Below are 22758 nucleotides of genomic sequence, written 5' to 3' on the forward strand. Positions count from 1 at the left end.
TGCTGTTAATTGAAAGGTTTCAAATCAACGCGGGCCATCATCGCAGCAAGCTGCGGCCGGTCCGTTACGCCAACGTTGCTCTGGCTGACCGCCAGTGCCGCCACCGCCGTCGCCAGACGCAGCGTATGCTCGCTGGATTCGCGCATCAGAAGGCCATAAATCAGGCCGCCGACCATGGAGTCGCCCGCGCCGACGGTGCTGATCACATCGCAGGCCGGCGGCTTGGCCAGCCAGGCGCCGGAAGCGTTGACCCACAGCGCGCCTTCCGCGCCCAGAGAAATGACGACGTGAGCAATCCCCTGTTCACGCAGCGCGTGCGCGGCATCAACGACGTCCTCCAGCGTCGGCAACTTGCGGCCCGCCCAGATTTCAAGCTCGCGACGGTTAGGTTTGACCAACCACGGAGATGCTTTCAGACCGGCAACCAGCGCTTCGCGGCTGCTGTCGAAAATAATGCACGGACATTGGCTGCGCAGGCGAGTCATCCAGTCGGTGAAAGCGTCGGGGTCGACGCCAGCCGGCAGGCTACCGCTGACCGCCACCATGTCGAACTGGCCCAGCCAGCTCAGCGAATCATTCACGAAGCGTTGCCAATCCTGCGGCGTCACTTCAAAGCCCGAGAAGTTCAGGTCGGTCACATCACCGTCCTGCTCCGTCAGCTTGACGTTGATACGCGTGCGGCCGTTGACGACCTGAAAACGGTTGGCGATCCCCAGCTCGCTGAACAGCTGCTGAAATCCATCCTGGTTATCTTTCCCCAGGAATCCGCCTACCGTCACATCAATGCCCAAGTCTTTCAGAACCTTGGCGACGTTAATCCCTTTACCCGCCGCGTGCAGCCCTGCGGTTTGGACCAAGTTGACTTCCCCACGTTCGACCTGCGGGCAGTATCCCACTAAATCGTAAGCCGGATTCAGCGTAATGGTCGCGACTCTCCTGCTCATGCTCCCTCCCCTAATCCGGATGCAATAGCTTCACCAATGGCTTTCAGCGCGGCTTCAGCGTCGCTGCCATTGGCCGTAAAACGTAGACGATGGCCGGACTTCACGCCCAGCGCCACCACTTTCATCAGGCTGCGGCCGTTAGCCGGTTTGCCCGTTCCGTCGAGGTTGGCGACGGTGATTTCACTCGTAAACTGTTTGACGACGTTGACTAGCATGGCGCCGGGACGTGCATGCAGACCGTGTTCGTTACGAATAACGAACTCCGCCACCAGCGCGTTGCTTTCTTCCGCGGCTTCGCTGGACAACAGAGTCAGCAGCGTTGGCGCATCGGCGCTGAGAAGGCTGTCGGATTTCCCCGCACTCAGCAGCTTGCTCAGGTAATCAATCGGCGCATTAACCTGATCGTCGACGGCAGAAACCGTTAGCAGCATCGCCACTTTTTCGTCATCGGAAACAAAAGGCTCCAGCGGACGGCTGACCGCCAGCGCGCTAATCAGGTTGCCTTCCTGACTGTCGCTGATCCAAATACCGTGGCCCAAATGCAGCGGCTTGCTGGCCACCACATCGCTGACGAAGCGAGCGTCGACGGCGCCAATCTGCTGCAGTTTGCCCGCGTTCAGCGCCTGCAGCGTGATCAGGTTATCCGTCGCCACGTTCAGGGAAATCAGCGAGGCGTCGAAGCGAAACTCCGCGGCCTGTTGTTCGCCCATCAGCAAACTGCGCAACTCTTCCGTCGACGTGGTTGTCGCCAAACGTTCGGCTACGCTGTCATCGCTTAACACATGCGTCAGCTGACGCAGCAGCGCCAGATGTTCGTCAGAACGTGCCGCGATCCCCAAAACCACATAGGCGGTTTGGTTGTCTCCCCAGGCGATCCCTTTAGGAAACTGAAACACCTGAATGCCCGTTTTGCGGACCAGATCGCGTGTATCCGTCGTTCCATGTGGTATGGCGATACCGTTTCCCAGATAAGTAGAGGTTTGCAGTTCACGCTGTAGCATTCCTTCAACATACCCTTCGCTGACGCAACCGGCTTCAGTCAACGCGGCGGCCACTTGTCTGATGGCCTCCTGCTTGTCGCCGGCGGTCGCCCCTATATGAATATCTTGCTGTGACAACTGGAACATAGCTCTTCTCTCCTGCCAAACTTGAATCGTTTCAGCTTTTATGGGAAAAAAATGGCCGAGTGATCAAAATCGTTTCATAAAACACGCAACTGAAACGTTTCAAAAATACTGCGTCTTTCCCAATATCTATGCAAGCATTGTCCATAAAACTCAGTGTGATTCTTAGAGGTCACGCACATTTTCGCATCAACAAGGTTATAGTTCAGATTCAGCGCGATGCCAGCTGAAAGCGTGCTGAAGAAAAAGGAATGAAACGGTTTCCCCTTTCACATCCCGCAGGCGTAGAATACGCCGCTCTGTTTATTTTTCACTCTGCCAGACCATCATGCATACATCCGCCAGTACGCCGCGAAGACTACCCGACATCACCGCGTCAGCTTTTTTGCTTATCGCGTTTCTCTCCGGTATCGCCGGAGCCTTACAGCTCCCGACGTTGAGTCTGTTCCTCTCCACGGAAGTCCATGCACGTCCGGTGCTGGTGGGACTGTTCTATACCGGCAATGCGGTTATCGGCATTGTCGTCAGCCAACTGCTGGCCAGTTACTCCGACAATCGCGGCGACCGCAAACGGCTGATCGTGGCCTGCTGCCTGTTTGGCGCGCTGGCTTGCCTGCTGTTCGCCTGGAATAGGAACTATGCGGTACTGCTGTTGGTGGGCGTATTGCTCTCCAGCTTCGGGTCCACAGCTAACCCCCAACTGTTCGCGCTGGCGCGTGAATACGCCGACCGTTCCGGGCGCGAGGCCGCGATGTTCAGCTCCGTGATGCGCGCGCAGATTTCATTGTCCTGGGTCGTTGGGCCGCCCATCGCCTTTGCGTTAGCGCTGGGATTGGGTTTCCCGGCGATGTACATGGCCGCCACCGGCGTGTTCTTGCTGTGCGGTCTGCTGGTTGGGCTGCTGTTGCCGTCGATGCCAAAGCATCCCCGGGTGAAAACCGCCGAAACAGTGGCTTCGCCGCGCCGTAATCGTCGCGACACGCTGCTGCTCTGCGCCGCCTGTACGCTGATGTGGACCTGTAACGGCATCTACCTCATCAATATGCCGCTTTATCTAGTGCAAGAGCTGAAGCTGGAAGAAAAGCTGGCGGGCGTGATGATGGGCACGGCGGCCGGACTGGAGATTCCAGCGATGCTGATTTCGGGTTATCTCGCCCGACGTCTTGGCAAGCGCTACTTGATGCGGCTGGCTATCGCCGCCGGACTGCTGTTCTATCTCGGATTGTGTCTGCTGGACTCCGCGTGGGCGTTGCTAGCCTTGCAACTGCTGAACGCCGTATTTATCGGTATTCTGGCTGGCATAGGTATGCTGTATTTTCAGGATCTGATGCCGGGTCAGGCGGGCGCGGCCACGACGCTCTTTTCGAATACATCTCGCGTTGGTTGGATTATTTCCGGCTCGCTGGGCGGACTCGTAGCGGAGGTCTGGAGCTATCATGCGGGATTCATCTTTGCGCTCGGCCTGAGTCTGGCGGCAGGCTACTGCATGTGGCGCATTAAAGATGCCTGATTTATGACACCCTTTCAGGGCGCGGTCTCATTCTCCAGCTGAATCAGGTAGATAAGTGCCTCATCACGGTGTTGACCGCACATATCTCGCTGAGGCTGTAGGCTTGCACACACGGCAGGCCGTAACGGCGAATGGAAAATGCCGCAGCGCATTCGCTCGTCCAAGTGGATACACGGCGTATTGGCGGGTTTTCCCTCAGGCATGCCGGGAATCGGACTCGATATAGAAGGTGCAATGCAGCAAGCGCCGCAGTCGGGACGACAGTCCATCACGAAGTTCCTGTGGGCGATGAGGTGCGGGATGACAAAGGCGGACCATATCAGCCCTCATCGGCAAAGACTACCGCTTTTCCGCGCGTTGACGCCGCCTGACGTAAATCCTGCTTGCCTGAATCCGGCCGCGCGAGTAACTTGTCGCCACAAAAATTTATCTCACCCTTCACAAGGTACGTCTTCCATGGCAAGAGCTAACGAAATCAAACGCGGTATGGCCGTCAACTACAACGGCAAGCTGCTGCTGGTCAAAGATATCGATATTCAGAGTCCGAGCGCCCGTGGCGCCAGCACGCTGTACAAAATGCGTTTTTCCGATGTGCGTACCGGACTTAAAGTCGAAGAGCGCTTTAAAGGCGATGATATCCTCGACACCATCACCCTTTCTCGCCGTCAGGTGACCTTCTCTTATATCGATGGCGACGAATATGTCTTTATGGATGATGAGGACTACACGCCGTACAACTTCAAAAAAGAGCAGATCGAAGATGAGCTGCTGTTTATTCCTGAAGGCGGCATGCCGGGTATTCAGGTTCTGACGATGGATGGGCAGATTCTGGCGCTGGAACTGCCTCAGACGGTCGATCTGGAAATTGTCGACACCGCGCCCGGCATCAAAGGCGCTTCTGCCAGCGCACGCAACAAACCCGCCACGCTGAACACCGGTCTGGTGATTCAGGTGCCGGAATACCTCAGCGCCGGTGAAAAAATTCGTATCCATATCCCGGAGCGCCGTTATATGGGCCGCGCCGAATAACACGCGTCGTCTCGACGTCCGGGGTATGCCGGGCGTCTTGTTTCACTGATTTCTGCGGGAGATGCCTGTGTTAACCCAAGTCAATGTGATTACCGGTTTCCTCGGCAGCGGCAAAACCACCACTCTGCTTCACCTGTTGTCTCAGAAACCGGCAGATGAAGTCTGGGCCGTGCTGGTCAACGAATTCGGCGAGATCGGTATCGACGGCGCGTTTCTGGCCGACCGCGGGGCCGTGCTGAAAGAGATCCCCGGCGGCTGTCTGTGTTGCGTCAACGGTTTACCGATGCAGGTCGGGCTGAACATGCTGCTTCAGCAGAAAAAACCGCATCGTCTGCTGATCGAACCTACTGGACTCGGGCACCCTAAACAAATTCTGTCGTTGCTGCGTTCCGCGACCTATGAACCCTGGCTGACCGTGCAGGCAACGCTGTGCGTATTGGATGCGCGTCAGCTGGCGGAGCCGCGCTATACGGAAAACGAAAACTTTCGCGACCAGCTGGCGGCGGCGGATGTGATCATCGCCAACAAACAGGATACCTACGATGATGACGATCGCGCCGCGTTAAGTCGCTGGTATGACGACGCTGGACAAGCGCGCAGGCTCATCTCTGTAAGTCAGGGCCACATCGATGCCGCGCTGTTGTCGCTGCCGGGAGAACGTGGCGCCGACTTGCCGTCTGCCCGTCACCATCATCATGATGAACCGCCGCGTCACGGACTGGCGGCACTCAGTCTGGACGGACAGACCACCTGGAGACGTGCGCTCAATCACGGACAGGGATATCATTCCTGTGGCTGGATATTCGATGCGGGGTCGGTGTTTGACACGCCGAGGCTGCTGGACTGGGTACGTTTGTCGCCCGTGAGCCGTATTAAAGGGGTACTGCGTATTCCGGAAGGGACGCTGGTGGTCAACCGTCAGGGGAATGATCTTCATATCGAAACGCGTTCCGCACCGCCGCCGGATAGTCGTATAGAGATTATCAACGAGACCGAAGCAGAGTGGAATTCGCTACAGCGCACACTGTTACAAGCCCGTTTAACCACCATGCAGTAATTTATTTTTAATTCTTAAGTTAATGAGCAGTTCCTATGTCTAAACGAAATATTCCTATGATCCTCTTATTCAACGCGATCGGCATTGCGTTGTTTCTTTCCTGGTATTTACCGGCCAATCACGGCTTCTGGTTTGCCATTGATGAATCTATTTTCTTTTATTTTAATCAGCACCTGTCAACCAACCATGCATTCCTCATGCTGGTAGCGATGACCAACAACCGCGCATTTGACGGCTGCTCGCTGCTGGCGATGGGCGCGCTCTATCTGAGCTTTTATTTCAAAGCCGCGCCTGTCGAGCGCCGTCGCCTGCTGATCCTGGGGATCGTCATGCTGATTACCGCCGTGGGGCTGAACCAGCTCGGCCATTTGCTGCCGGTGCAACATGCCAGCCCTTCGCTGTTCTTTGAAAACATCAACCGCGTCGGCGAACTGACCGGCATCCCGACCAAAGACGCCTCTCGCGACAGTTTCCCGGGCGACCACGGCATGATGCTGATGATCTTCACCGCCTTTATGCTGCGCTATTTCGGCGTAAAAGCCTTTTTGATCGGCGTACTAATTACCGTCGTCTTTTCGCTGCCGCGAGTCATGATTGGCGCGCACTGGTTTACGGATATTGCCGTCGGCTCGCTGTCCGTCGTTCTGGTGGGATTAAGCTGGTGGCTGATGACGCCAGCCAGCGATGCCCTGCTCAATGCTCTGAACCGCCGAATTCCCGGTAAATATCGTCCGACCGACGCCTCGCACTAATGTTTCACCGCAGCCAGATATTCTCTCTTTTGGCTGCGGTTCTCCCTTCTTTCCCTCAGTTTTTAGTCTGTAAAAACAGTGTTCTGCTATCATTATTCCGTTCCGCAGTGATTTATATCCGTTCTCTGTAAAATTTCATCACGAATTCATATAAATAAAAGGAGGGAAAGTACTCGCAATATTTTTTTCATTCCGGTAGTCTCGACAAAATCTGTTATTTATGAACGATTGTCCGCCACGCGCGAAACGCTATAGACAGAACGTACCGCTATAGAAAAAGTGCTGCTCGGCACGGTTTGGCGATCCGGTTGTTGTCCCTAAGTAACGATTCCTAAGTCTTCATTTCGTTTGGCATATACAGCATATAGCGATCATTTCGTTCGCTAAGGACACGAAGGGAATATAACAACAATGGTCAAATCTCAACCGATGCTGAGATACATCTGGCGGGCCGTGCCTGCCGTCGCGGTGGCAATTATGCTCACCGCCTGCAGCAGCAATCACAGTAATACAGCATTAAATTCTCAGACTGATAGGCGTGTGGTTAATGGTGATCCTTCACTACAAGCCTCTCAGGCTGAATTCGAAGCGATGGTCCAGAACGTAGAAGTCAAAACCAAGTTGCTGGACCAGTACGCAAGTTGGAAAGGCGTTCGTTACCGCTTAGGCGGTCAGACCAAGAAAGGCATTGACTGCTCCGCCTTTGTTCAGCGCACCTTCCGCGAACAATTCGGCATGGACCTCCCCCGCTCAAGCTACGAGCAACAGGAAGTCGGTCAGAAAATCCAACGCAATAAACTACGCCCTGGCGATTTGGTCCTATTCCGCGCCGGTTCGACAGGACGCCACGTCGGGATCTATCTCGGCGGCCAGCAATTTGTCCATGCGTCAACCAGCAGCGGCGTCACCATCTCCAATCTGGACGAAACCTACTGGAAACACCGTTATCAGGAAGGGCGTCGGGTACTCGCGCAGGGTCCGCATAGCTGATCCTCTTTATTCCCTGTCATGCCGACCAAACGAAATCCGAAACGCCGCCGAGTTATCGCGGCGTTTTTTATTGGTGCATACGTAGACGCCTGCTAATACGGCGGGAATACGTTAAAATGCCTTTTCGTGCCTGTACTTAGCGCTTCCGATTTTTTATATGACCATGCAACGCGCCACAATGATTCGTTGGCCAGCATGACTTGGTCGACGTTATTCAGGAGTCAGTTGCCCGATGTTTAAATCCGTCGTTTCCACTTTGCTGTTTATTGCGTCCTCCCTGCTGGCGCAAGCTGAGACGCTGCAACAGCCTTTTGCTTTCACGATGTTGGACGCCCCGAAGTACGATAAAAACTTCACGCATTTCGGCTATGCCAATCCAGACGCCCCAAAAGGCGGACACATCACCCTCAGCGCCTTAGGTTCGTTCGATAACTTTAACCGCTTTGCCTCAAGAGGGCTGCCCGCGGTCAGAACGGAAGCCCTTTATGATTCGCTCTACGTCAATTCCGATGATGAGTCCGGCAGTTACTACCCGTTGATCGCCACCGGAGCACGCTACGATAGCGGCTATCGCTGGCTGGAAGTCGACCTGAACCCTCGCGCCCGCTTTCACGATGGATCGCCGGTCACCGCCTCAGACGTCGCTTTCACCTTTAATACCTTTATGACGCAGGGCGTATCGCAGTTCCGCGTGTACTACAAAGGCTCGACCGCCCGCGCGCTCAACCCGCATACCGTGCGGTTCGACTTCGGCGCGCCGGATAAAGATAAAATGATCGGGCTACTGACCCTGCCCGTGATCCCGGAAGCCTACTGGCAACATCACAAGTTTAACGAACCGCAGACACGACCACCTCTGTCTGGCGGACCTTACCGGATCTCCGACTATCATATCGGTCAATACGTGGTTTATTCCCGCGTGCAGGACTACTGGGCCGCCGATCTGCCGGTGAACAAGGGGCTGTATAATTTTGATACGATCCGCTACGACTACTATCTGGATGAAAGCGTGGCGCTGGAAGCCTTTAAAGCCGGGGCTTTCGATATGTCTATCGAAAGCTCGCCTAAACAGTGGACGACGTTGTATCAGGGCGGCAATTTTTCACGCGGTTACATCGTCAAGAAAGACGAGCTGAACACGGCGGCACAGTCGACGCGCTGGCTGGTCTTCAACACAACGCGCCCCCTGTTTCAGGATCGGCGAGTACGTCAGGCCCTGACGCTGGCGTTCGATTTCAACTGGATGAACAAAGCGCTGTTTTTCAACAGCTATCAGCGCGCCAATAGCCTGTTTCAAAACACGGAGTACGCGGCGACGGGCCTTCCCAGCGCCAGCGAGCTGCAATGGCTGATGCCGTTAAAAGATCGCATACCCGCGGAAGTCTTTGGTCCCGCTTACCGTCCGCCTGAATCCGACGGCAACGGTTACGATCGAGCGCATCTGCTGCAAGCGCTCGACCTGCTGAAGCAGGCGGGCTGGGAGCTGAAAAACAACGCGCTGGTCAACCAGCAGACCGGCCGCCCCTTTCGGTTTGAGCTGTTGATCTCCAACGCCGGTAACGCTCAGTTCGTGCTGCCGTTTCAGCACAGCCTGAAACGACTGGGCATCGAGATGACGGTGCGTATGGTGGATGTGCCGCAGTTCAACAACCGTCTGCGCAAGCGGGATTTCGATATGCTGTCGCGGCCCTATGTCACCGAGCCTTATCCCAGCGCTAATCTGGCGATGAGCTGGAGCAGCCAGTATCTCGACTCCAGCTACAACTCCCCCGGCGTGCAAGATCCCGCCATCGATCACCTGATTGAGGAGATTACCCGCCATCAGGGCGATAAGTCGGCGTTGCTGCCGCTCGGGCGCGCGCTAGATCGGGTCGTGACCTGGCAACAGTTCATGATCCCCATGTGGTTTAGCAATCACGACCGCTTTGCCTACTGGAACAAGTTCGGTATCCCCGCCGTGCGTCCGACGTACGCACTGGGATTTGACAGCTGGTGGTACGACGCGGATAAAGCCGCCACCCTCCCGGCCGAACGGCAATAAGGATTGGATATGGGAACTTACCTGTTACGACGCCTGCTTTTCGTGATCCCCACCCTGTGGGCGATCATCACCCTCAATTTCTTTATCGTTCAAATCGCGCCGGGCGGACCGGTCGATCAGGCCATCGCGGCAATTGAGATGGGGCAGATGAGCGGCTATGGCAGCGGCGGCGGTCATGCCGCCGGACCGGGCGGCAAACCCTCGGTGGAGAATACCTATCGCGGCGGTCGGGGACTGGACCCAGAAGTGATACAGGAAATCACCCAACGTTACGGCTTCGATAAACCGCTGCACGAACGCTATTTCAAGATGCTGTGGGACTATGTGCGTTTCGATTTCGGCGATAGTCTGTTTCGCGGCGAGTCGGTGATCGGCCTTATCAAGGATCGCATGCCGGTGTCCATCTCGCTGGGGCTGTGGAGCACGCTGATTATCTATCTCGTCTCGATACCGCTGGGTATTAAAAAGGCGGTTCGCGACGGTTCGAGCTTTGATACCTGGAGCAGCACGCTGATCGTGGTCGGTTACGCCATCCCCGCATTTTTGTTCGCTATCCTGCTAATCGTGCTGTTTGCGGGCGGCAGCTATCTGGACTGGTTCCCGCTGCGGGGGTTGGTCTCCAGCCACTTCGATACCTTGCCCTGGTACGGCAAGATCACCGACTACCTGTGGCATATCACGCTGCCGGTGTTGGCTCTGGTCATCGGCGGCTTCGCCACGCTGACGATGCTGACCAAAAATGCCTTTCTGGATGAGATCCGCAAGCAATACGTCGTCACCGCTCGCGCCAAAGGATTAAATGAGAAAAGCATTCTGTACCGTCATGTGTTCCGTAACGCCATGCTGCTGGTCATCGCCGGTTTCCCCGCCACCTTTATCAGCATGTTCTTTACCGGTTCGCTGCTGATCGAGGTCATGTTCTCGCTCAACGGGCTGGGGCTGTTAGGCTACGATGCCACGCTGCAGCGCGACTACCCGGTCATGTTCGGCACGCTGTATATCTTCACGCTCGTCGGCTTGCTGCTGAATATCATCAGCGACATGACCTACACGCTGGTCGATCCGCGTATTGATTTTGAGGAGCGCCAATGAGCCGACTCAGCCCTCCTAACCAGGCCCGTTGGGCCCGCTTCCGACACAATCGCCGGGGTTACTGGTCACTGTGGATATTCTTGATCTTCTTCATCGTCACGCTGTTTTCGGAGTTGATCGCCAACGATAAGCCGCTATTGGTGCGCTATGACGGTCAGTTTTATGTGCCGTTTATGGCCAACTACAGTGAAACCACCTTCGGCGGGCAGTTCGCCACGACGGCCGACTACCGCGATCCGTATCTGGTCAAACGACTGGAAGATCACGGCTGGGCCCTGTGGCCTCCGGTGCGTTATCACTACGACACCATCAATTACGCCACGACCACAGCATTTCCCTCGCCGCCATCCAGGGACAATCTGCTCGGCACCGACAGTCAGGGGAAGGACGTGTTGGCGCAGGTGCTGTATGGCTTTCGTCTGTCGCTTCTGTTCGGCCTGTCGCTCACCCTGTTATCCTCCGTTATCGGCATTGTCGTCGGTGCAACGCAGGGCTACTACGGCGGCCGACTCGACCTTTGGGGGCAACGCTTTATCGAAGTCTGGTCAGGCATGCCGACGCTGTTTTTAATTATTTTACTCTCCAGCGTGCTGCAACCGACGTTCTGGTGGCTGCTGGCGATTACCGTCCTATTCGGCTGGATGACGCTGGTCGGCGTGGTGCGAGCGGAATTCCTGCGCACCCGCAACTTCGACTACATCCGGGCGGCTCAGGCCATGGGCGTCAGCGACATCAGGATTATCTTCCGCTGTATGCTGCCCAACGCGATGGTGGCGACGCTTACCTACCTGCCGTTTATCCTCTGCGGTTCCATCATCACGCTGACGTCGCTGGACTTTCTGGGCTTCGGCCTGCCGATGGGCTCGCCCTCGCTGGGCGGACTGCTGCTCGAAGGCAAAAATAATCTACAGGCGCCGTGGCTGGGGATCACCATCTTTATGGTGATGGCGATCGTCCTGTCACTCCTTATCTTTATCGGCGAAGCAGTGCGCGACGCCTTCGACCCGAGCAAGGTGTATTGATATGACCACGACCCCGCTGTTACAGATCAAGGATCTCAGCATCGCCTTCCAGCGCGGTGATGCCGAAAGGCGCGTGGTGGACGGCGTGTCCTTCGATATTCACGCGGGCGAAACGCTCGCGCTGGTCGGCGAGTCCGGCTCTGGAAAAAGCGTGACGGCGCTGTCGATTTTGCGCCTGCTGCCTTCCCCGCCGGCGCGCTATCCTGAGGGCGATATTCTGTTCGACGGTCAATCCCTGCTGCATGCGCGGGAAGAAACGCTAAGGCGGTTGCGCGGCAATCGTATCGCCATGATTTTTCAGGAGCCGATGGTATCGCTCAATCCGTTGCAAAGCGTGGAAAAGCAGTTGGCGGAAGTGATGGCGCTACATCGGGGAATGCGTCGGGAAGCCGCGCGCGGCGAGATCGTCGAGTGTCTGGAACGCGTCGGCATTCGGCAGGCGAAATCCCGACTGGCGGACTACCCGCATCAACTGTCGGGCGGAGAGCGTCAACGCATCATGATCGCGATGGCGCTGCTCACCCAGCCCGATTTGCTGATTGCCGACGAGCCTACCACGGCGCTGGATGTCACCGTGCAGGCGCAAATCCTGACCCTGCTGGCGGAGTTAAAACAGGAGCTGGGAATGAGCTTGCTGTTTATCACCCATAACCTGAACATCGTCCGGCGACTGGCGGACAACATCGCCGTGATGCAAAACGGCCAATGCGTTGAACTGAATCAGGCGGCCGCGCTGCTGACGTCTCCTCAACATCCTTATACGCGCCGACTGCTGGACTCGGAGCCGACCGGGTCGCCCCCCACGCTGACGACGGAGCCTTCGCCGCTGTTGGAAGTCAAGCACCTGAGCGTCAGCTTCCCGGTCAAACGCGGGCTACTACAGCGTAAAACGGCAAAAAAACAGGTGGTGCAGGACATTAGCTTTACGCTGCGACGGGGGGAAAGTCTGGGATTGGTCGGCGAATCCGGCTCCGGCAAAAGCACCACGGGATTGGCGTTGCTGCGACTGCTGGCCTCTCAAGGGGAAATTTGGTTCGATGGTCAGCCGCTGCATGAGTTCGGCCGCCGTCAAATGCTGCCGATGCGTCAACGCATTCAGGTGGTTTTTCAGGACCCCAACTCCTCCCTGAATCCGCGCCTGAATGTGGAGCAGATTATTGCCGAAGGACTCACCGTGCATGCCAAAATGACGCCTGCAGAGCGCGAAGCGCGGGTCGTCGCCACGCTTCTGGAAGTGGGGCTTGACCCGGACAGCCGTCATCGCTACCCGTCTGAGTTTTCCGGCGGCCAGCGCCAGCGGATCGCCATTGCCCGCGCGCTGATCCTGCAGCCTGAACTACTGATTCTGGATGAACCGACGTCGTCGCTTGACCGCACCGTACAGGCGCAGATATTGACGTTATTGCAGGCGCTACAACGCAAACATGGGCTCGCTTATGTATTTATCAGTCATGACTTGCAGGTAGTGCGCACGCTCTGCCATCAGGTAATCGTGCTGCAACAGGGTCGGGTCGTGGAGCAGGGAGAGTGCCAGGAAGTCTTTACTCAGCCACAGCAGCCCTACACGCGTGAGCTACTGCACTTATCGATGTGAGAGCAACCCGGCCTGCGGGTTGCCATTCAGAAGGGATATTGCGCGCTAATGGGCTCGGCAATCGCCACGCCCAGATTTTTCAGTCGACATAAGGCGGCGCTTTCATCCTGACGGTGCAGAAACAGGCAGGACTCCCCTTCCCATTCCAGCACGCTGCACTCCACCTGGATTTCGTCCAGCGATCGTTTCAGCTGCGGCATAATACGACGAGCATCTTCTTCATCATGACTTAACATCTTGAATCCGATGAGGTTATCGTCATCTTCGCTGCCGTTGAGGGGGATCGGTTCTACACGGATACCCGTGCAACCGGTTAACCAACGGTAACTTTGCGGCAAACGATGAACCACCGAAAGTTGAAGACTATTCACAGCTGTTTTCCTCGGTTAAGCAAAAATGCAAATTTACAAAATAACAACATAATAAAAACATCGTTGACGCGGGCTTCCTGCCTGTCATCAGCCCTACGCTATGGCGCTCTCGGCGGTAAAACCACCCGGCCACCTGTTCGTGATAACCCATTCTGGCGGTTATATTTTGTTAAGGCGATCACGAATGAGGGGTAATTTTTGTTATATGTAACCTTTTACCCCCTATATCTCAACCGTTATTTTCATATTATTCACTTTTTAGAGCAAAATATTCACATTTAAGGAACATTCATGCTTCTTTGTTGTGGCATGTTGCGATCGACTCAAGCTCGACGAGGCCGGTTGGCATAGAAATAAAGCGCCAATGCGCCCGCCGAACACACCACCATACTGATCACCATCGGCCAGGCCGTATGGAACGCCGCCACCGACAGCGCAACGCCGACCAGCGACCCCAATCCGAAACGCAACGTCCCTGCGACGGACGAGGCTGTCCCCGCCATATGCGGAAAATCGCCCAGCACCACGGCCAGCGCATTTGAGGCGACCGTCGCCACGCAGCCGACATAAACGGCCACCCCGACAACCAGCGGCAGAAACCCCAGATGCAGGGCGCAAACCGCCACCAGAAAGATCCCCATGACAAACTGAATCAGAATGCCCAGGCGGAACATGAATAAGGCCCCCATTCTCGACACGATGCGGCTGTTCAACAACGTCATCAGGAACAGGAAGATAATGTTAAGCGCAAAATAGTAACCGAAATTCTGCGGCGACACGCCGTTGAGATCGATGTACACGAATGGTCCCGCGCTGAGAAACGAGAACATACCGGCGAACGACAGGCCGCTGGCGAGCATATAACTCATCACCCGACGATGGCGGAACAGCAGCACAAAGTTGTTCAGCGTCGTTTGCAGATTGAACCGCTGTCGACGTTCAGGCGGCAGCGACTCCCGCACATATTTCCAGACCAACACCGAGGTCAGAAGCGAGGCGGCGGCGATCGTCCAGAAAATGGCATGCCAGTTCAACCAAAACAGCAGCGCGCCGCCTAAAATAGGCGCCAGCAGAGGGGCGACGGTCATGACTAAAATGACGAACGACATCATCCGCGAGAACTCCTCCTTGGAGAACATATCCCGCATCAGCGCATTGATGACCACACTCGCGGACGCTGCGGACAGGCCGTGGAGAAAACGCATCGCCACCAGCTGTTCCACCGATTGCGAAAGCGCGCAGGCGACAGCGGCGACCGTGAACATGATCACGCCCCCGAGAATGACCGGGCGGCGTCCGACGCTGTCCGACATCGGGCCGTAGAAAATCTGGCCGATGGCGAAACCAAAAATGTAGGCGCTAAGCGTCATCTGCACGCGTCCGGCGTCTACGTCAAACTCTTTGGCGATAACCGGGAGCGCAGGCAAATACATGTCGATGGCGAGCGGCATCAGCATGGAGATCAGGCCCAGAATGACGATCAGACCAACGCGGGACGGTAGTTGAGCTTGCACTGAAAATCATTCTCCTGATAGACAACACGATCCCACGACGACGGCGCGCGTGGCCCCGCACTTTTTCACCGACGGCCCGGACGCAACGACTGACGAAACGCTGAACTGAGCGGGCCGCCGCCCATAACGACAACGGCCTGCCCGGAGACGACTACAGCCCGACGCTGGCCACTTCTTCCGGCGTCAGAGGACGATACTCGCCCTCTTCCAGCGAGTCGTCCAGAACGATACCGCCAATACGCTCCCGGTGAAGGGCCACGACATGGTTACCCACCGCGGCGAACATGCGTTTCACCTGATGGTAGCGACCTTCGCTGATGGTCAGGCGTACCTGCTGATCATCGACCTTTTCCAATGTGGCGGGCAGCGTCAGACTTTTTTCATTATTCAGCTGGATCCCGGCGGCGAACTGCGCGGCCGTCTCTGGATGTAACGGCTGTTCCAGCGTCACCAGATAGGTTTTCTCGCAGTGGTGTTTGGGCGAGGTGATGCGATGAGACCACTGCCCGTCATCCGTCAACAGCACCAGTCCGCTGGTATCAATATCCAGACGGCCTGCAGCGTGAAGCTTGTGCGCCATTGGTTCATCCATAAAGTATAGAATAGTTGGGTGGTCCGGATCGTCTGTAGAACAGACATAGCCCTGCGGCTTATGCAGCATGAAATAGCGCGGCCCATGCTGTTGTTCGAGGGGACGACCGTCAAACTCGACGATCTGGTCCGGCAACAGCTTGAAAGAGCCGGTTTTGACGACTTCGCCATCTACAGTGACTCGCTGAGCGCGAAGTTCACGCGCTACCAGAGAACGGCTGAGTCCCAACTGCTGAGATAAAAATTTGTCCAATCGCATTAACGGTTTACTGCCTATATTGCATATGTGGCTGGTCAGGGCTTGGCCCTGCGTGCAGGAGCGAGTCATCGTGTCGCTATGTTCGCCGCGCCGACCGCAAATGCTTGCTGATTGACCGGCTCAACGCCTACCGTTGCTCGCTCCTATCCTGAGTAATAGGCATAATAGAAGCAATTTCGCTGCTGTCCAAGCGGCGGAACCCTTCTCAATGGTGGTGTGCATATTCCAAAGGAGCCTTATTATGTCATCAATTCAGGGTGATGAAGTACTACAAATGATGATACCAACCGAGCACCACGCCAAGAAAACGCCATTGCGCTCCCACGTTGCCGTCGCTTTCCATCAAAGCGTCCGCCTTGATGCCGACGCGCGAAAAGCGGAGTCCATCCTGTCGTTAACTGCCTTGCTCTATCGCTAACTATGTCGTTTACGCTACGTCCCTACCAGCGCGAGGCCGTTGACGCCACGCTAAACTATTTTCGTCATCACGCCTCGCACGCCGTGATCGTTCTTCCTACCGGCGCGGGCAAAAGTCTGGTGATTGCCGAGCTGGCGCGACTGGCGCGCGGACGCGTGCTGGTCCTGGCGCACGTCAAAGAGCTGGTCGAGCAAAACCACGCAAAGTATCGGGCGCTGGGACTGGAAGCCGATATCTTTTCCGCCGGACTGGGACAACGTCAAAGTCAGGGCAAAGTGGTCTTTGGCAGCGTTCAATCCGTCGCTCGCCATATGACGCACTTCGATCAGGCTTTTTCATTGCTGATTGTCGATGAGTGTCACCGGATCGGAGACGCGGATGACAGCCAATACCGTCAGATTCTGCGCCATCTGCAGAGCGTCAATCCCCGGCTGCGACTACTGGGCCTGACCGCGACGCCTTATCGGCTCGGCAAGGGGTGGATCTATCAATACCACTATCATGGGATGGTGCGAGGAGACGAAACCTGTCTGTTTCGCGACTGTATCTATGAGCTGCCGCTGCGTTACATGATTAAACACGGTTTTCTGGTGCCGCCGGACCGTCTGGATATGCCGGTGATTCAGTACGACTTCAGCAAACTGAAAGTACAGAGTCACGGGCTGTTCAGCGAAGCCGACCTGAACCGGGAACTGAAGCGTCAGAAACGCGTCACGCCGCAAATTATCCGTCAGGTTCAGGACTACGGAGCTGACCGGAAAGGCGTGATGATCTTCGCCGCCACGGTGGAACACGCCACTGAAATCACCCGCCTGCTGCCGGAGGGCGAAGCGGCGCTCATCAGCGGTGAAACGCCGCCCGGAGATCGCGATGCCCTGATTGCGGCGTTCAAACAACAGAAGCTGCGCTATCTGGTCAACGTTTCCGTGCTGACGACCGGCTTTGACGCGCCGCATGTCGATCTGATCGCTATCTTGCGCCCCACCGAATCTGTCAGCCTGTATCAGCAAATTGTCGGGCGCGGTTTGCGTCTCTCTCCGGGCAAAACCGACTGTCTGATTTTGGACTACGCGGGCAATCCCTTCGACCTCTTCACGCCGGAAGTCGGCGCGAGCAAGTCGCACGCGGACAGCCAGCCGGTGCAGGTGTTCTGCCCACAGTGCGGCTTTGCCAATCTGTTTTGGGGAAAATGTACGGAAGACGGCACGGTCATCGAACATTTCGGCCGCCGCTGTCAGGGGTTTACCGAAGAGGATGACGGCCGACGCGAGCAGTGCGATTACCGTTTCCGCTTTAAAAGCTGCCCGCACTGCGGCGCCGAAAACGACATTGCCGCCCGTCGCTGCCATCAGTGCGACGCCATACTGGTCGATCCTGACGATATGCTCAAAGCCGCGCTGAAACTCCGTGACGCCCTCGTGCTGCGTTGCAGCGGCATGAGCCTGACGCCGGGAGCGGATAATCAAGGCGACTGGCTGCGCGTCACCTATCACGATGAGGACGGCGCAGAGGTCAATGAGCGCTTTCGGCTGCACACGCCCGCGCAACGAAAGGCCTTTGAGTATGTGTTCCTTCGCGTTCATCAACGCGCGCCCGGCGTCCCATTCGCTTGGAAAACCAGCGCCGACATTCTGCAACAACAGGAGCGCCTGCGCGCGCCCGACTTCGTCGTCGCACGCCAGCAGGGAAAATTCTGGCAAATTCGTGAAAAACTGTTCGATTATCAAGGCCGCTACCGACGCGCCAATGAGCTACGCGGCTGAGTACACGGCGGTTTTATTTGCCCGGAGCGCCATATTCCGCTAGAATTCCGCCCGCTTTTGCTTCGGCATGAGCAGAATCATCCAACCTGTTGCTGGGTCGCCTGTAGCAGGATCACTTTTATATAAGTAGAGAAAGCAATGATTACTATCAACGCAGAAATTCGTAAAGAGCAGGGTAAGGGTGCGAGCCGCCGCCTGCGCATCGCCGGTAAATTCCCCGCTATCGTTTACGGTGGTACGGAAGCGCCGATCGCTATCGAACTGGATCACGATCCGGTTAAAAACCTGGAAGAGCGTACGGGTGAGCCGTTCTACACCGAAGCTCTGACTCTGGTTATCGATGGCAAAGAAACTAAGGTGAAAGTTCAGGCTGTTCAGCGTCACGTGTTCAAACCTAAACTGACTCACATCGACTTCGTTCGCGTTTAATTACGTCTCGAGTCATCCCGCTGTTTCAGCGGATAAAAAACGCCGCCTCGCGGCGTTTTTTTATGCCCCAATCCCACAGCCTCTCCCCGACTTTATCGACCCTTGTCTTGCCTTGCCTTGCCTTGCCTTGCCTTGCCTTGCCTTGCCTTGCCTTGCCTTGCCTTGCCTTGCCTTGCCTTGCAGGAACCCAGCACCACTCGGAATAGCGTCTGTCAAAAACATCAATGCTCCGCCGCTGACATCAGGCGGCAGCAACACGTTTCAAGTGATGGTTTACGACAGGCACAAAAAAGCCTCCGAATGGAGGCTTTTAGGCATAGGTGATGAAAGACTTAGGCGTTGCTGCTCTGGGTCACCAGCTTCGCTGACTTAGAAGGCGTCGACTTAGGCGGGCGGATCACCAGCGTAATCAGCAGAGAGATGATCGACAGCACGGTGATGGCGATAAAGGTACTCTGGAAACCACCCAGCTGTGCCGCGATAAAGGAGCCTGACAAGGCACCCAGACCGAACCCCTGATAAATCAGACCGTAGTTTTTGCTGTGATGACGCAGACCGAAGAAGTCGCCCACGATCGCCGGGAAGACCGTGATGTTACCCCCGAAGCAGAAGGCGACCGCGCCGGTGCACAGGAAGAAGGTCAGATGATTCATCGGCAGGAAGGCCATGACGGAGACAGAGACCGCGGTGACCAGCAACGTGAAGTTAATCACCCGCAAACGGCCCACTTTGTCGGACAGCGATCCCAGGATCAAACGTCCAGCCGTGTTGCAGATAGCGATGGCGGAGACGGCGTTAGCGGCGGTGACCGCATCCAGACCGACCATTCGGACACCGATATCTTTGGCGATACCAATCAGATACAGACCGCTCATGCAGGCGGTGAAGAACACGACAAACAGCATCCATGACTCTTTGACGGCCAACATCTCGCTAACGGTGAAGTTGATATTGCCCGCGCCGGTCGCATTCGGTGCGCTCGGCTGTACCTGCGCTTCTTTCAGCAGCAGAGACCCCGTCACGATTAGCGCCATCGCCATCATGCCCCACCAGAAGAAAGTCTGGGAGATACCGACATGGCCCAGCAAGGCGCTGTTGATGTATTTGAACAGCAAGCTCCCCGTACCGTAGGCACCGACGGACACGCCAGCGATCACGCCTTTGCGGTTAGGGAACCATTTAATCAGGTTGGACAGCGTCGTGATATAGGCCGTACCGTCCGCGAATCCGACGACTACGCCGACCAACAGCCAGATAGCCGTCAGTGAAGTGACGTAGGCGCTGCACATCAGAGCCAGCCCCAACACCAGACCGGAAATCAACGTCAGTTTACGAATACCGATGCGTTCTTGAATGCGGCCGGCAAACAGGGTGGCGAAAGCGAGGAAGAAGCTGGTGATGGAGAAGGTCGTGGCGACAGAGCCCAGTGACCAATTAAATTTGTCGACCAGAGGCTGGTTATAGAGGCTCCAGGTATAAATAGTTCCCAGACCCATTTGCGCCAGGATAGTCCCTGCCACAATCACTGCACGATTTACCGGTTTGGCGTTCATTCCGGATCCCTCATTAATTTTCTGGTGTTGAAATGAGCAGGTAAAGGCACCTGCTGAATGACACCATTATAAAGAGGAGGCTCATCCTTGAGTTTAGTAAGGGCATGAACGGCTGCGTGGAGGGAATGAACTGCCTTTAAAGGCGCATTAACTGCCGGAACTCTTTAACCTTGCCTCGGCTCACAGGCACCTGGAAATCCAAATCACTGAGTTTGAGGATGTAAGTATTGTTGAACCACGGCTCGATTTCGCGAATTTTACTCAGGTTAACGCAGTAGGAGCGATGGCATCGGAAGAAGTACGCTTCGGGCAGTCGACTACAGAACTCGGTGATGTTCATCGACATCACATACTCGTCTCGTTTGGTGTAGACGAAAGTCAGTTTTTCGTGCGATTCCGCATAGTAGATATCGTGAATATTCGTCACGATAATGCGTTTATCCTTCACCAAGTTGATGGTCATCGGCGCCGACCGCCCCGCCCCGCCTACCGCCGTTGTCGTCTGTTGCTGATGCCATGCCGCCTCGAGCTTTTGAAGCATACTGACGATGCGCGTTTCGTGATACGGCTTCAGGATGTAGTCGAACGCCTCCAGCTCGAATGCTTCGACCGCATGGTTTTTATAGGCGGTGATAAACACGATCAGCGGCTTGTGGGCGAATTGACTGATATTTTTCGCCAACAGCACTCCGTCCAGCGACGGAATATTGATATCCAGAAAAATGACGTCCACCTTGTGGTGCTGAAGGTATTTCAGCACGTCGAGGCCGTCATCAAAGACCCCTTCCACCTCAATCTGACTGTGTTCTTTGATTAGCCAGCTTAGTTCTTGCTGGGCAAGAAATTCATCTTCAACAATAATCGCTTTCACTAAAATATCCTGATGACTCGACTCAGGGAGGGAAGGCTACCGCGCTTTCCGGCAGCGACGCCCCATTTTTACTGATGTAAAACTCGATTTCCGTGCCCGGTTTCAGCTGCCGAATGTGCAGACCGTCACCATACAGCAGCTTGATACGGTGATGCACATTGAGCAGCCCGATTTTATTCCCCGGCATTTCATTTTTGGCGACCCGTTCAATCACTTCATCGCTGATACCGCTGCCGGTATCGCGTACCGCGACGCGAATACGGTCGCCCACTTCCTGAATACTGAGCACCACCACGCCGTTGCCCTTACAGGGACGGACGCCGTGTACGATGGCGTTTTCAATCAGCGGCTGAATCAGCAGACTGGGAATATGACAGCTCACGTCCTCATCAATGTCATAAAGCACCGTCAGCTTATCCCCAAAACGCGCCTGCTCGATGGCAATATAATCTTTGACCTGATAAAGCTCGCTTTTGATATCGATCAGCTCGTCATCGTTGCGTTCCAGGTTGTAACGCAGATAGCGCGACAAATTGATAATCAGCTGACGCGCCGTATCCGGGTTCAGCCGAATCGACGTGGAGATGGCATTCAGCGCGTTGAACAGGAAATGCGGGTTAATTTTGCTCTGTAAGGCCCGCAGCTCCGCCCTATCCGCCATTTCTCTCAGTTGCTCAGCGCGTGACACCTCCAACTGCGTAGAAATAATCTGCGACAACCCGATCGCCATCTCTTTTAATGACCAGGTGATGCGGTAGGCATGGCGGTAATAAATCTTCAGCGTCCCCGTGACCTTGCCCTTTTCCCGCAGCGGAATGACGATCATCGAGTGGATTTCCGGCGTACGATGCGCCTCATCGTTATTTTTAATGATGATTTTTCCGCTTTTCAGCGCCTGGAGCGTGGTCGGGCTGAGGTCGCGATCGCCGCTGTGGTATTTTTCCTCCCCGTAGCCGACGTAAGTCAGCACCTGCTGGGTGTTGGTCATCGCCACCGCATCCGCGTTAATGTCGGTGCGGATGATGTCGCACACCTTACGTAATGACTCGATATTCACATGCCGGAACAGCGGCAGCGTTTTGTTGGCGATATCTAGCGCCAGCTTCGCCTGCCGGGCGGCAATCGCCTCTTTCTCCCCCTCTACGCTGCGGACCAGCATGACGATCAGCCCGATGCTGACAGTGCCGAGGATCATCGGGATCGCAATGTGGGCCACAATGTCCAAGCCTAGCGCAACAGGCCGCGTCCACAGCACCACCAGCAGCATGGTCAGCGTTTCGCACAGCATGCCGCCGACGATACCGATGCTCCAATGCTTGTTGCGGGGAATACGCAGGTGGATCCAGGCGGACATAAATCCTGCCACAATGCTGGTCACCAGACAGGGCACCGACGTGATGCCGTGAATATCGATGAGATAACGGTGTAACCCGGCGATGATACCGGTGGTGATGCCGACCCAAGGGCCGAACAAAATCCCGCCGGACATCACGGCCACCACACGGACATTCACCAGCGATCCATCGACATTAATGCCGGACCAGGTGCTGAACAGCGCGAACATGGAAAAAATCGCCGTGACGACGAACAGGTCGAACGGCGAATGTTCATCCTGCTGCAACAACTGCCGGAAATGGCGCGTTCGGGTCAGGAAAAAGAGGCAAATCAGCATCAAAGCGGCACGATCGTACACCGCCAGCAGCATATTGAGGTTAGATTGCACGGGAATCTCACGCCATGAAAACGGATGCAGAATCGTCATCATAAGTCAGTCAGCATCCGGGTGACAAATACCATTAAAATACCAGGCACGACGCCGCGCCTGTCGCTGAAC

Annotated in this window: 21 protein-coding genes; 12 read left to right on the forward strand and 9 right to left on the reverse strand. The window is 55.8% G+C overall.

What is annotated here, in order from left to right; translation table 11 throughout:
- Positions 1–5: 5 nt before the first annotated feature.
- A complete protein-coding gene (gene fruK, locus CKQ53_RS15695) occupies positions 6–944 on the reverse strand; it encodes a 1-phosphofructokinase (RefSeq protein WP_085652922.1) in 939 nt (312 codons plus the stop codon).
- Positions 941–2071 (reverse strand): fused PTS fructose transporter subunit IIA/HPr protein, encoded by a 1131-nt coding sequence (gene fruB, locus CKQ53_RS15700; protein WP_085652921.1) that lies wholly within the window; start codon positions 2069–2071, stop codon positions 941–943. Before fruB ends, fruK begins: the two co-directional genes overlap by 4 nt.
- Positions 2072–2396: 325 nt before the next feature.
- Here fruB and CKQ53_RS15705 point away from each other — a divergent pair, with 325 nt between their 5' ends.
- Positions 2397–3578 carry a sugar efflux transporter gene (locus CKQ53_RS15705; protein ID WP_085652920.1) on the forward strand — a complete coding sequence of 394 codons (1182 nt, stop codon included), beginning with the start codon at positions 2397–2399 and terminating at the stop codon, positions 3576–3578.
- A gap of 14 nt (positions 3579–3592) precedes the next feature.
- Here CKQ53_RS15705 and CKQ53_RS15710 read toward each other — a convergent pair whose 3' ends face one another.
- Positions 3593–3847 carry a YkgJ family cysteine cluster protein gene (locus CKQ53_RS15710; RefSeq protein ID WP_085652919.1) on the reverse strand — a complete coding sequence of 85 codons (255 nt, stop codon included), beginning with the start codon at positions 3845–3847 and terminating at the stop codon, positions 3593–3595.
- Positions 3848–4034: 187 nt separating this feature from the next.
- Between CKQ53_RS15710 and yeiP the strand changes: the two genes are divergently transcribed.
- From yeiP to yejF, 8 genes are all read left to right on the forward strand, one after another.
- Positions 4035–4607 carry an elongation factor P-like protein YeiP gene (gene yeiP, locus CKQ53_RS15715; RefSeq protein WP_026740510.1) on the forward strand — a complete coding sequence of 191 codons (573 nt, stop codon included), beginning with the start codon at positions 4035–4037 and terminating at the stop codon, positions 4605–4607.
- A 67-nt stretch (positions 4608–4674) separates the two neighbouring features.
- Complete coding sequence (locus CKQ53_RS15720; RefSeq protein WP_094118183.1) at positions 4675–5664, forward strand: CobW family GTP-binding protein; 990 nt, start codon at positions 4675–4677, stop codon at positions 5662–5664.
- A 35-nt stretch (positions 5665–5699) separates the two neighbouring features.
- Positions 5700–6416 carry a phosphatase PAP2 family protein gene (locus CKQ53_RS15725; protein ID WP_085652917.1) on the forward strand — a complete coding sequence of 239 codons (717 nt, stop codon included), beginning with the start codon at positions 5700–5702 and terminating at the stop codon, positions 6414–6416.
- A 411-nt stretch (positions 6417–6827) separates the two neighbouring features.
- Positions 6828–7406, forward strand: a complete 579-nt coding sequence (mepS, locus tag CKQ53_RS15730) for a bifunctional murein DD-endopeptidase/murein LD-carboxypeptidase (protein WP_085652916.1) — start codon at positions 6828–6830, stop codon at positions 7404–7406.
- Between the two features lie 232 nt (positions 7407–7638).
- Positions 7639–9447 (forward strand): extracellular solute-binding protein, encoded by a 1809-nt coding sequence (locus CKQ53_RS15735; RefSeq protein ID WP_085652915.1) that lies wholly within the window; start codon positions 7639–7641, stop codon positions 9445–9447.
- Between the two features lie 9 nt (positions 9448–9456).
- Entirely contained in the window at positions 9457–10539 is a 1083-nt protein-coding gene (locus CKQ53_RS15740; RefSeq protein ID WP_085652914.1) for a microcin C ABC transporter permease YejB, read from the forward strand.
- The gene (locus CKQ53_RS15745; protein WP_085652913.1) at positions 10536–11561 is read left to right on the forward strand and encodes an ABC transporter permease; all 1026 of its coding nucleotides are present in this window, start codon (positions 10536–10538) and stop codon (positions 11559–11561) included. The genes CKQ53_RS15740 and CKQ53_RS15745 overlap by 4 nt, the downstream gene beginning before the upstream one ends.
- A gap of 1 nt (position 11562) precedes the next feature.
- Positions 11563–13155 carry a microcin C ABC transporter ATP-binding protein YejF gene (gene yejF / locus CKQ53_RS15750; protein WP_094118184.1) on the forward strand — a complete coding sequence of 531 codons (1593 nt, stop codon included), beginning with the start codon at positions 11563–11565 and terminating at the stop codon, positions 13153–13155.
- 26 nt (positions 13156–13181) lie between these two features.
- Here the strand turns inward: yejF and CKQ53_RS15755 are convergent, their stop codons facing one another.
- The 3 genes from CKQ53_RS15755 to rsuA form a co-directional block, all read right to left on the reverse strand.
- Positions 13182–13526, reverse strand: coding sequence for a YejG family protein (locus CKQ53_RS15755; protein ID WP_085652911.1), 345 nt, complete (start codon positions 13524–13526; stop codon positions 13182–13184).
- 323 nt (positions 13527–13849) lie between these two features.
- Positions 13850–14983: a Bcr/CflA family multidrug efflux MFS transporter gene (locus tag CKQ53_RS15760; RefSeq protein WP_244201055.1), complete on the reverse strand. Its 1134-nt coding sequence runs from the start codon at positions 14981–14983 to the stop codon at positions 13850–13852.
- A 208-nt stretch (positions 14984–15191) separates the two neighbouring features.
- Entirely contained in the window at positions 15192–15890 is a 699-nt protein-coding gene (gene rsuA / locus CKQ53_RS15765) for a 16S rRNA pseudouridine(516) synthase RsuA (RefSeq protein WP_085652909.1), read from the reverse strand.
- 274 nt (positions 15891–16164) lie between these two features.
- Between rsuA and CKQ53_RS18505 the strand changes: the two genes are divergently transcribed.
- The 3 genes from CKQ53_RS18505 (at position 16165) to rplY (ending at position 18500) form a co-directional block, all read left to right on the forward strand.
- A complete protein-coding gene (locus CKQ53_RS18505; RefSeq protein WP_162896371.1) occupies positions 16165–16308 on the forward strand; it encodes a hypothetical protein in 144 nt (47 codons plus the stop codon).
- A gap of 2 nt (positions 16309–16310) precedes the next feature.
- On the forward strand, positions 16311–18071 hold the full coding sequence (radD, locus tag CKQ53_RS15770) for a DNA repair helicase RadD (protein ID WP_085652908.1): 1761 nt from the start codon (positions 16311–16313) through the stop codon (positions 18069–18071).
- Between the two features lie 138 nt (positions 18072–18209).
- Positions 18210–18500, forward strand: a complete 291-nt coding sequence (gene rplY / locus CKQ53_RS15775) for a 50S ribosomal protein L25 (RefSeq protein ID WP_085652907.1) — start codon at positions 18210–18212, stop codon at positions 18498–18500.
- Positions 18501–18832: 332 nt separating this feature from the next.
- On the opposite strand, the gene CKQ53_RS15780 is transcribed toward rplY, so the two are convergent.
- The 3 genes from CKQ53_RS15780 to CKQ53_RS15790 all read right to left on the reverse strand — a co-directional run bounded on the left by CKQ53_RS15780 (position 18833) and on the right by CKQ53_RS15790 (position 22689).
- Positions 18833–20053, reverse strand: coding sequence for an L-lactate MFS transporter (locus tag CKQ53_RS15780; protein ID WP_085652906.1), 1221 nt, complete (start codon positions 20051–20053; stop codon positions 18833–18835).
- A gap of 136 nt (positions 20054–20189) precedes the next feature.
- Complete coding sequence (locus CKQ53_RS15785; RefSeq protein ID WP_085652905.1) at positions 20190–20924, reverse strand: LytR/AlgR family response regulator transcription factor; 735 nt, start codon at positions 20922–20924, stop codon at positions 20190–20192.
- 22 nt (positions 20925–20946) lie between these two features.
- Complete coding sequence (locus CKQ53_RS15790; protein ID WP_276330732.1) at positions 20947–22689, reverse strand: sensor histidine kinase; 1743 nt, start codon at positions 22687–22689, stop codon at positions 20947–20949.
- Positions 22690–22758: the final 69 nt, after the last annotated feature.

The organism is Lonsdalea britannica (assembly GCF_003515985.1).
Taxonomy (GTDB): domain Bacteria; phylum Pseudomonadota; class Gammaproteobacteria; order Enterobacterales; family Enterobacteriaceae; genus Lonsdalea; species Lonsdalea britannica.

Excerpts from the sequence above, each read along its gene's own strand:
- CKQ53_RS15705 (WP_085652920.1), top strand. The coding sequence starts at position 2,397 with ATGCATACATCCGCCAGTACGCCGCGAAGACTACCCGACATCACCGCG.
- yejF (WP_094118184.1), top strand. The coding sequence starts at position 11,563 with ATGACCACGACCCCGCTGTTACAGATCAAGGATCTCAGCATCGCCTTC.
- yeiP (WP_026740510.1), top strand. The coding sequence starts at position 4,035 with ATGGCAAGAGCTAACGAAATCAAACGCGGTATGGCCGTCAACTACAAC.
- CKQ53_RS15740 (WP_085652914.1), top strand. The coding sequence starts at position 9,457 with ATGGGAACTTACCTGTTACGACGCCTGCTTTTCGTGATCCCCACCCTG.
- CKQ53_RS15760 (WP_244201055.1), bottom strand. The coding sequence starts at position 14,983 with ATGCTGATGCCGCTCGCCATCGACATGTATTTGCCTGCGCTCCCGGTT.
- CKQ53_RS15790 (WP_276330732.1), bottom strand. The coding sequence starts at position 22,689 with ATGATGACGATTCTGCATCCGTTTTCATGGCGTGAGATTCCCGTGCAA.
- mepS (WP_085652916.1), top strand. The coding sequence starts at position 6,828 with ATGGTCAAATCTCAACCGATGCTGAGATACATCTGGCGGGCCGTGCCT.
- CKQ53_RS15745 (WP_085652913.1), top strand. The coding sequence starts at position 10,536 with ATGAGCCGACTCAGCCCTCCTAACCAGGCCCGTTGGGCCCGCTTCCGA.
- CKQ53_RS15780 (WP_085652906.1), bottom strand. The coding sequence starts at position 20,053 with ATGAACGCCAAACCGGTAAATCGTGCAGTGATTGTGGCAGGGACTATC.
- CKQ53_RS15735 (WP_085652915.1), top strand. The coding sequence starts at position 7,639 with ATGTTTAAATCCGTCGTTTCCACTTTGCTGTTTATTGCGTCCTCCCTG.
- rsuA (WP_085652909.1), bottom strand. The coding sequence starts at position 15,890 with ATGCGATTGGACAAATTTTTATCTCAGCAGTTGGGACTCAGCCGTTCT.
- CKQ53_RS15725 (WP_085652917.1), top strand. The coding sequence starts at position 5,700 with ATGTCTAAACGAAATATTCCTATGATCCTCTTATTCAACGCGATCGGC.
- CKQ53_RS15710 (WP_085652919.1), bottom strand. The coding sequence starts at position 3,847 with ATGGACTGTCGTCCCGACTGCGGCGCTTGCTGCATTGCACCTTCTATA.
- rplY (WP_085652907.1), top strand. The coding sequence starts at position 18,210 with ATGATTACTATCAACGCAGAAATTCGTAAAGAGCAGGGTAAGGGTGCG.
- CKQ53_RS18505 (WP_162896371.1), top strand. The coding sequence starts at position 16,165 with ATGATGATACCAACCGAGCACCACGCCAAGAAAACGCCATTGCGCTCC.
- fruK (WP_085652922.1), bottom strand. The coding sequence starts at position 944 with ATGAGCAGGAGAGTCGCGACCATTACGCTGAATCCGGCTTACGATTTA.
- fruB (WP_085652921.1), bottom strand. The coding sequence starts at position 2,071 with ATGTTCCAGTTGTCACAGCAAGATATTCATATAGGGGCGACCGCCGGC.
- radD (WP_085652908.1), top strand. The coding sequence starts at position 16,311 with ATGTCGTTTACGCTACGTCCCTACCAGCGCGAGGCCGTTGACGCCACG.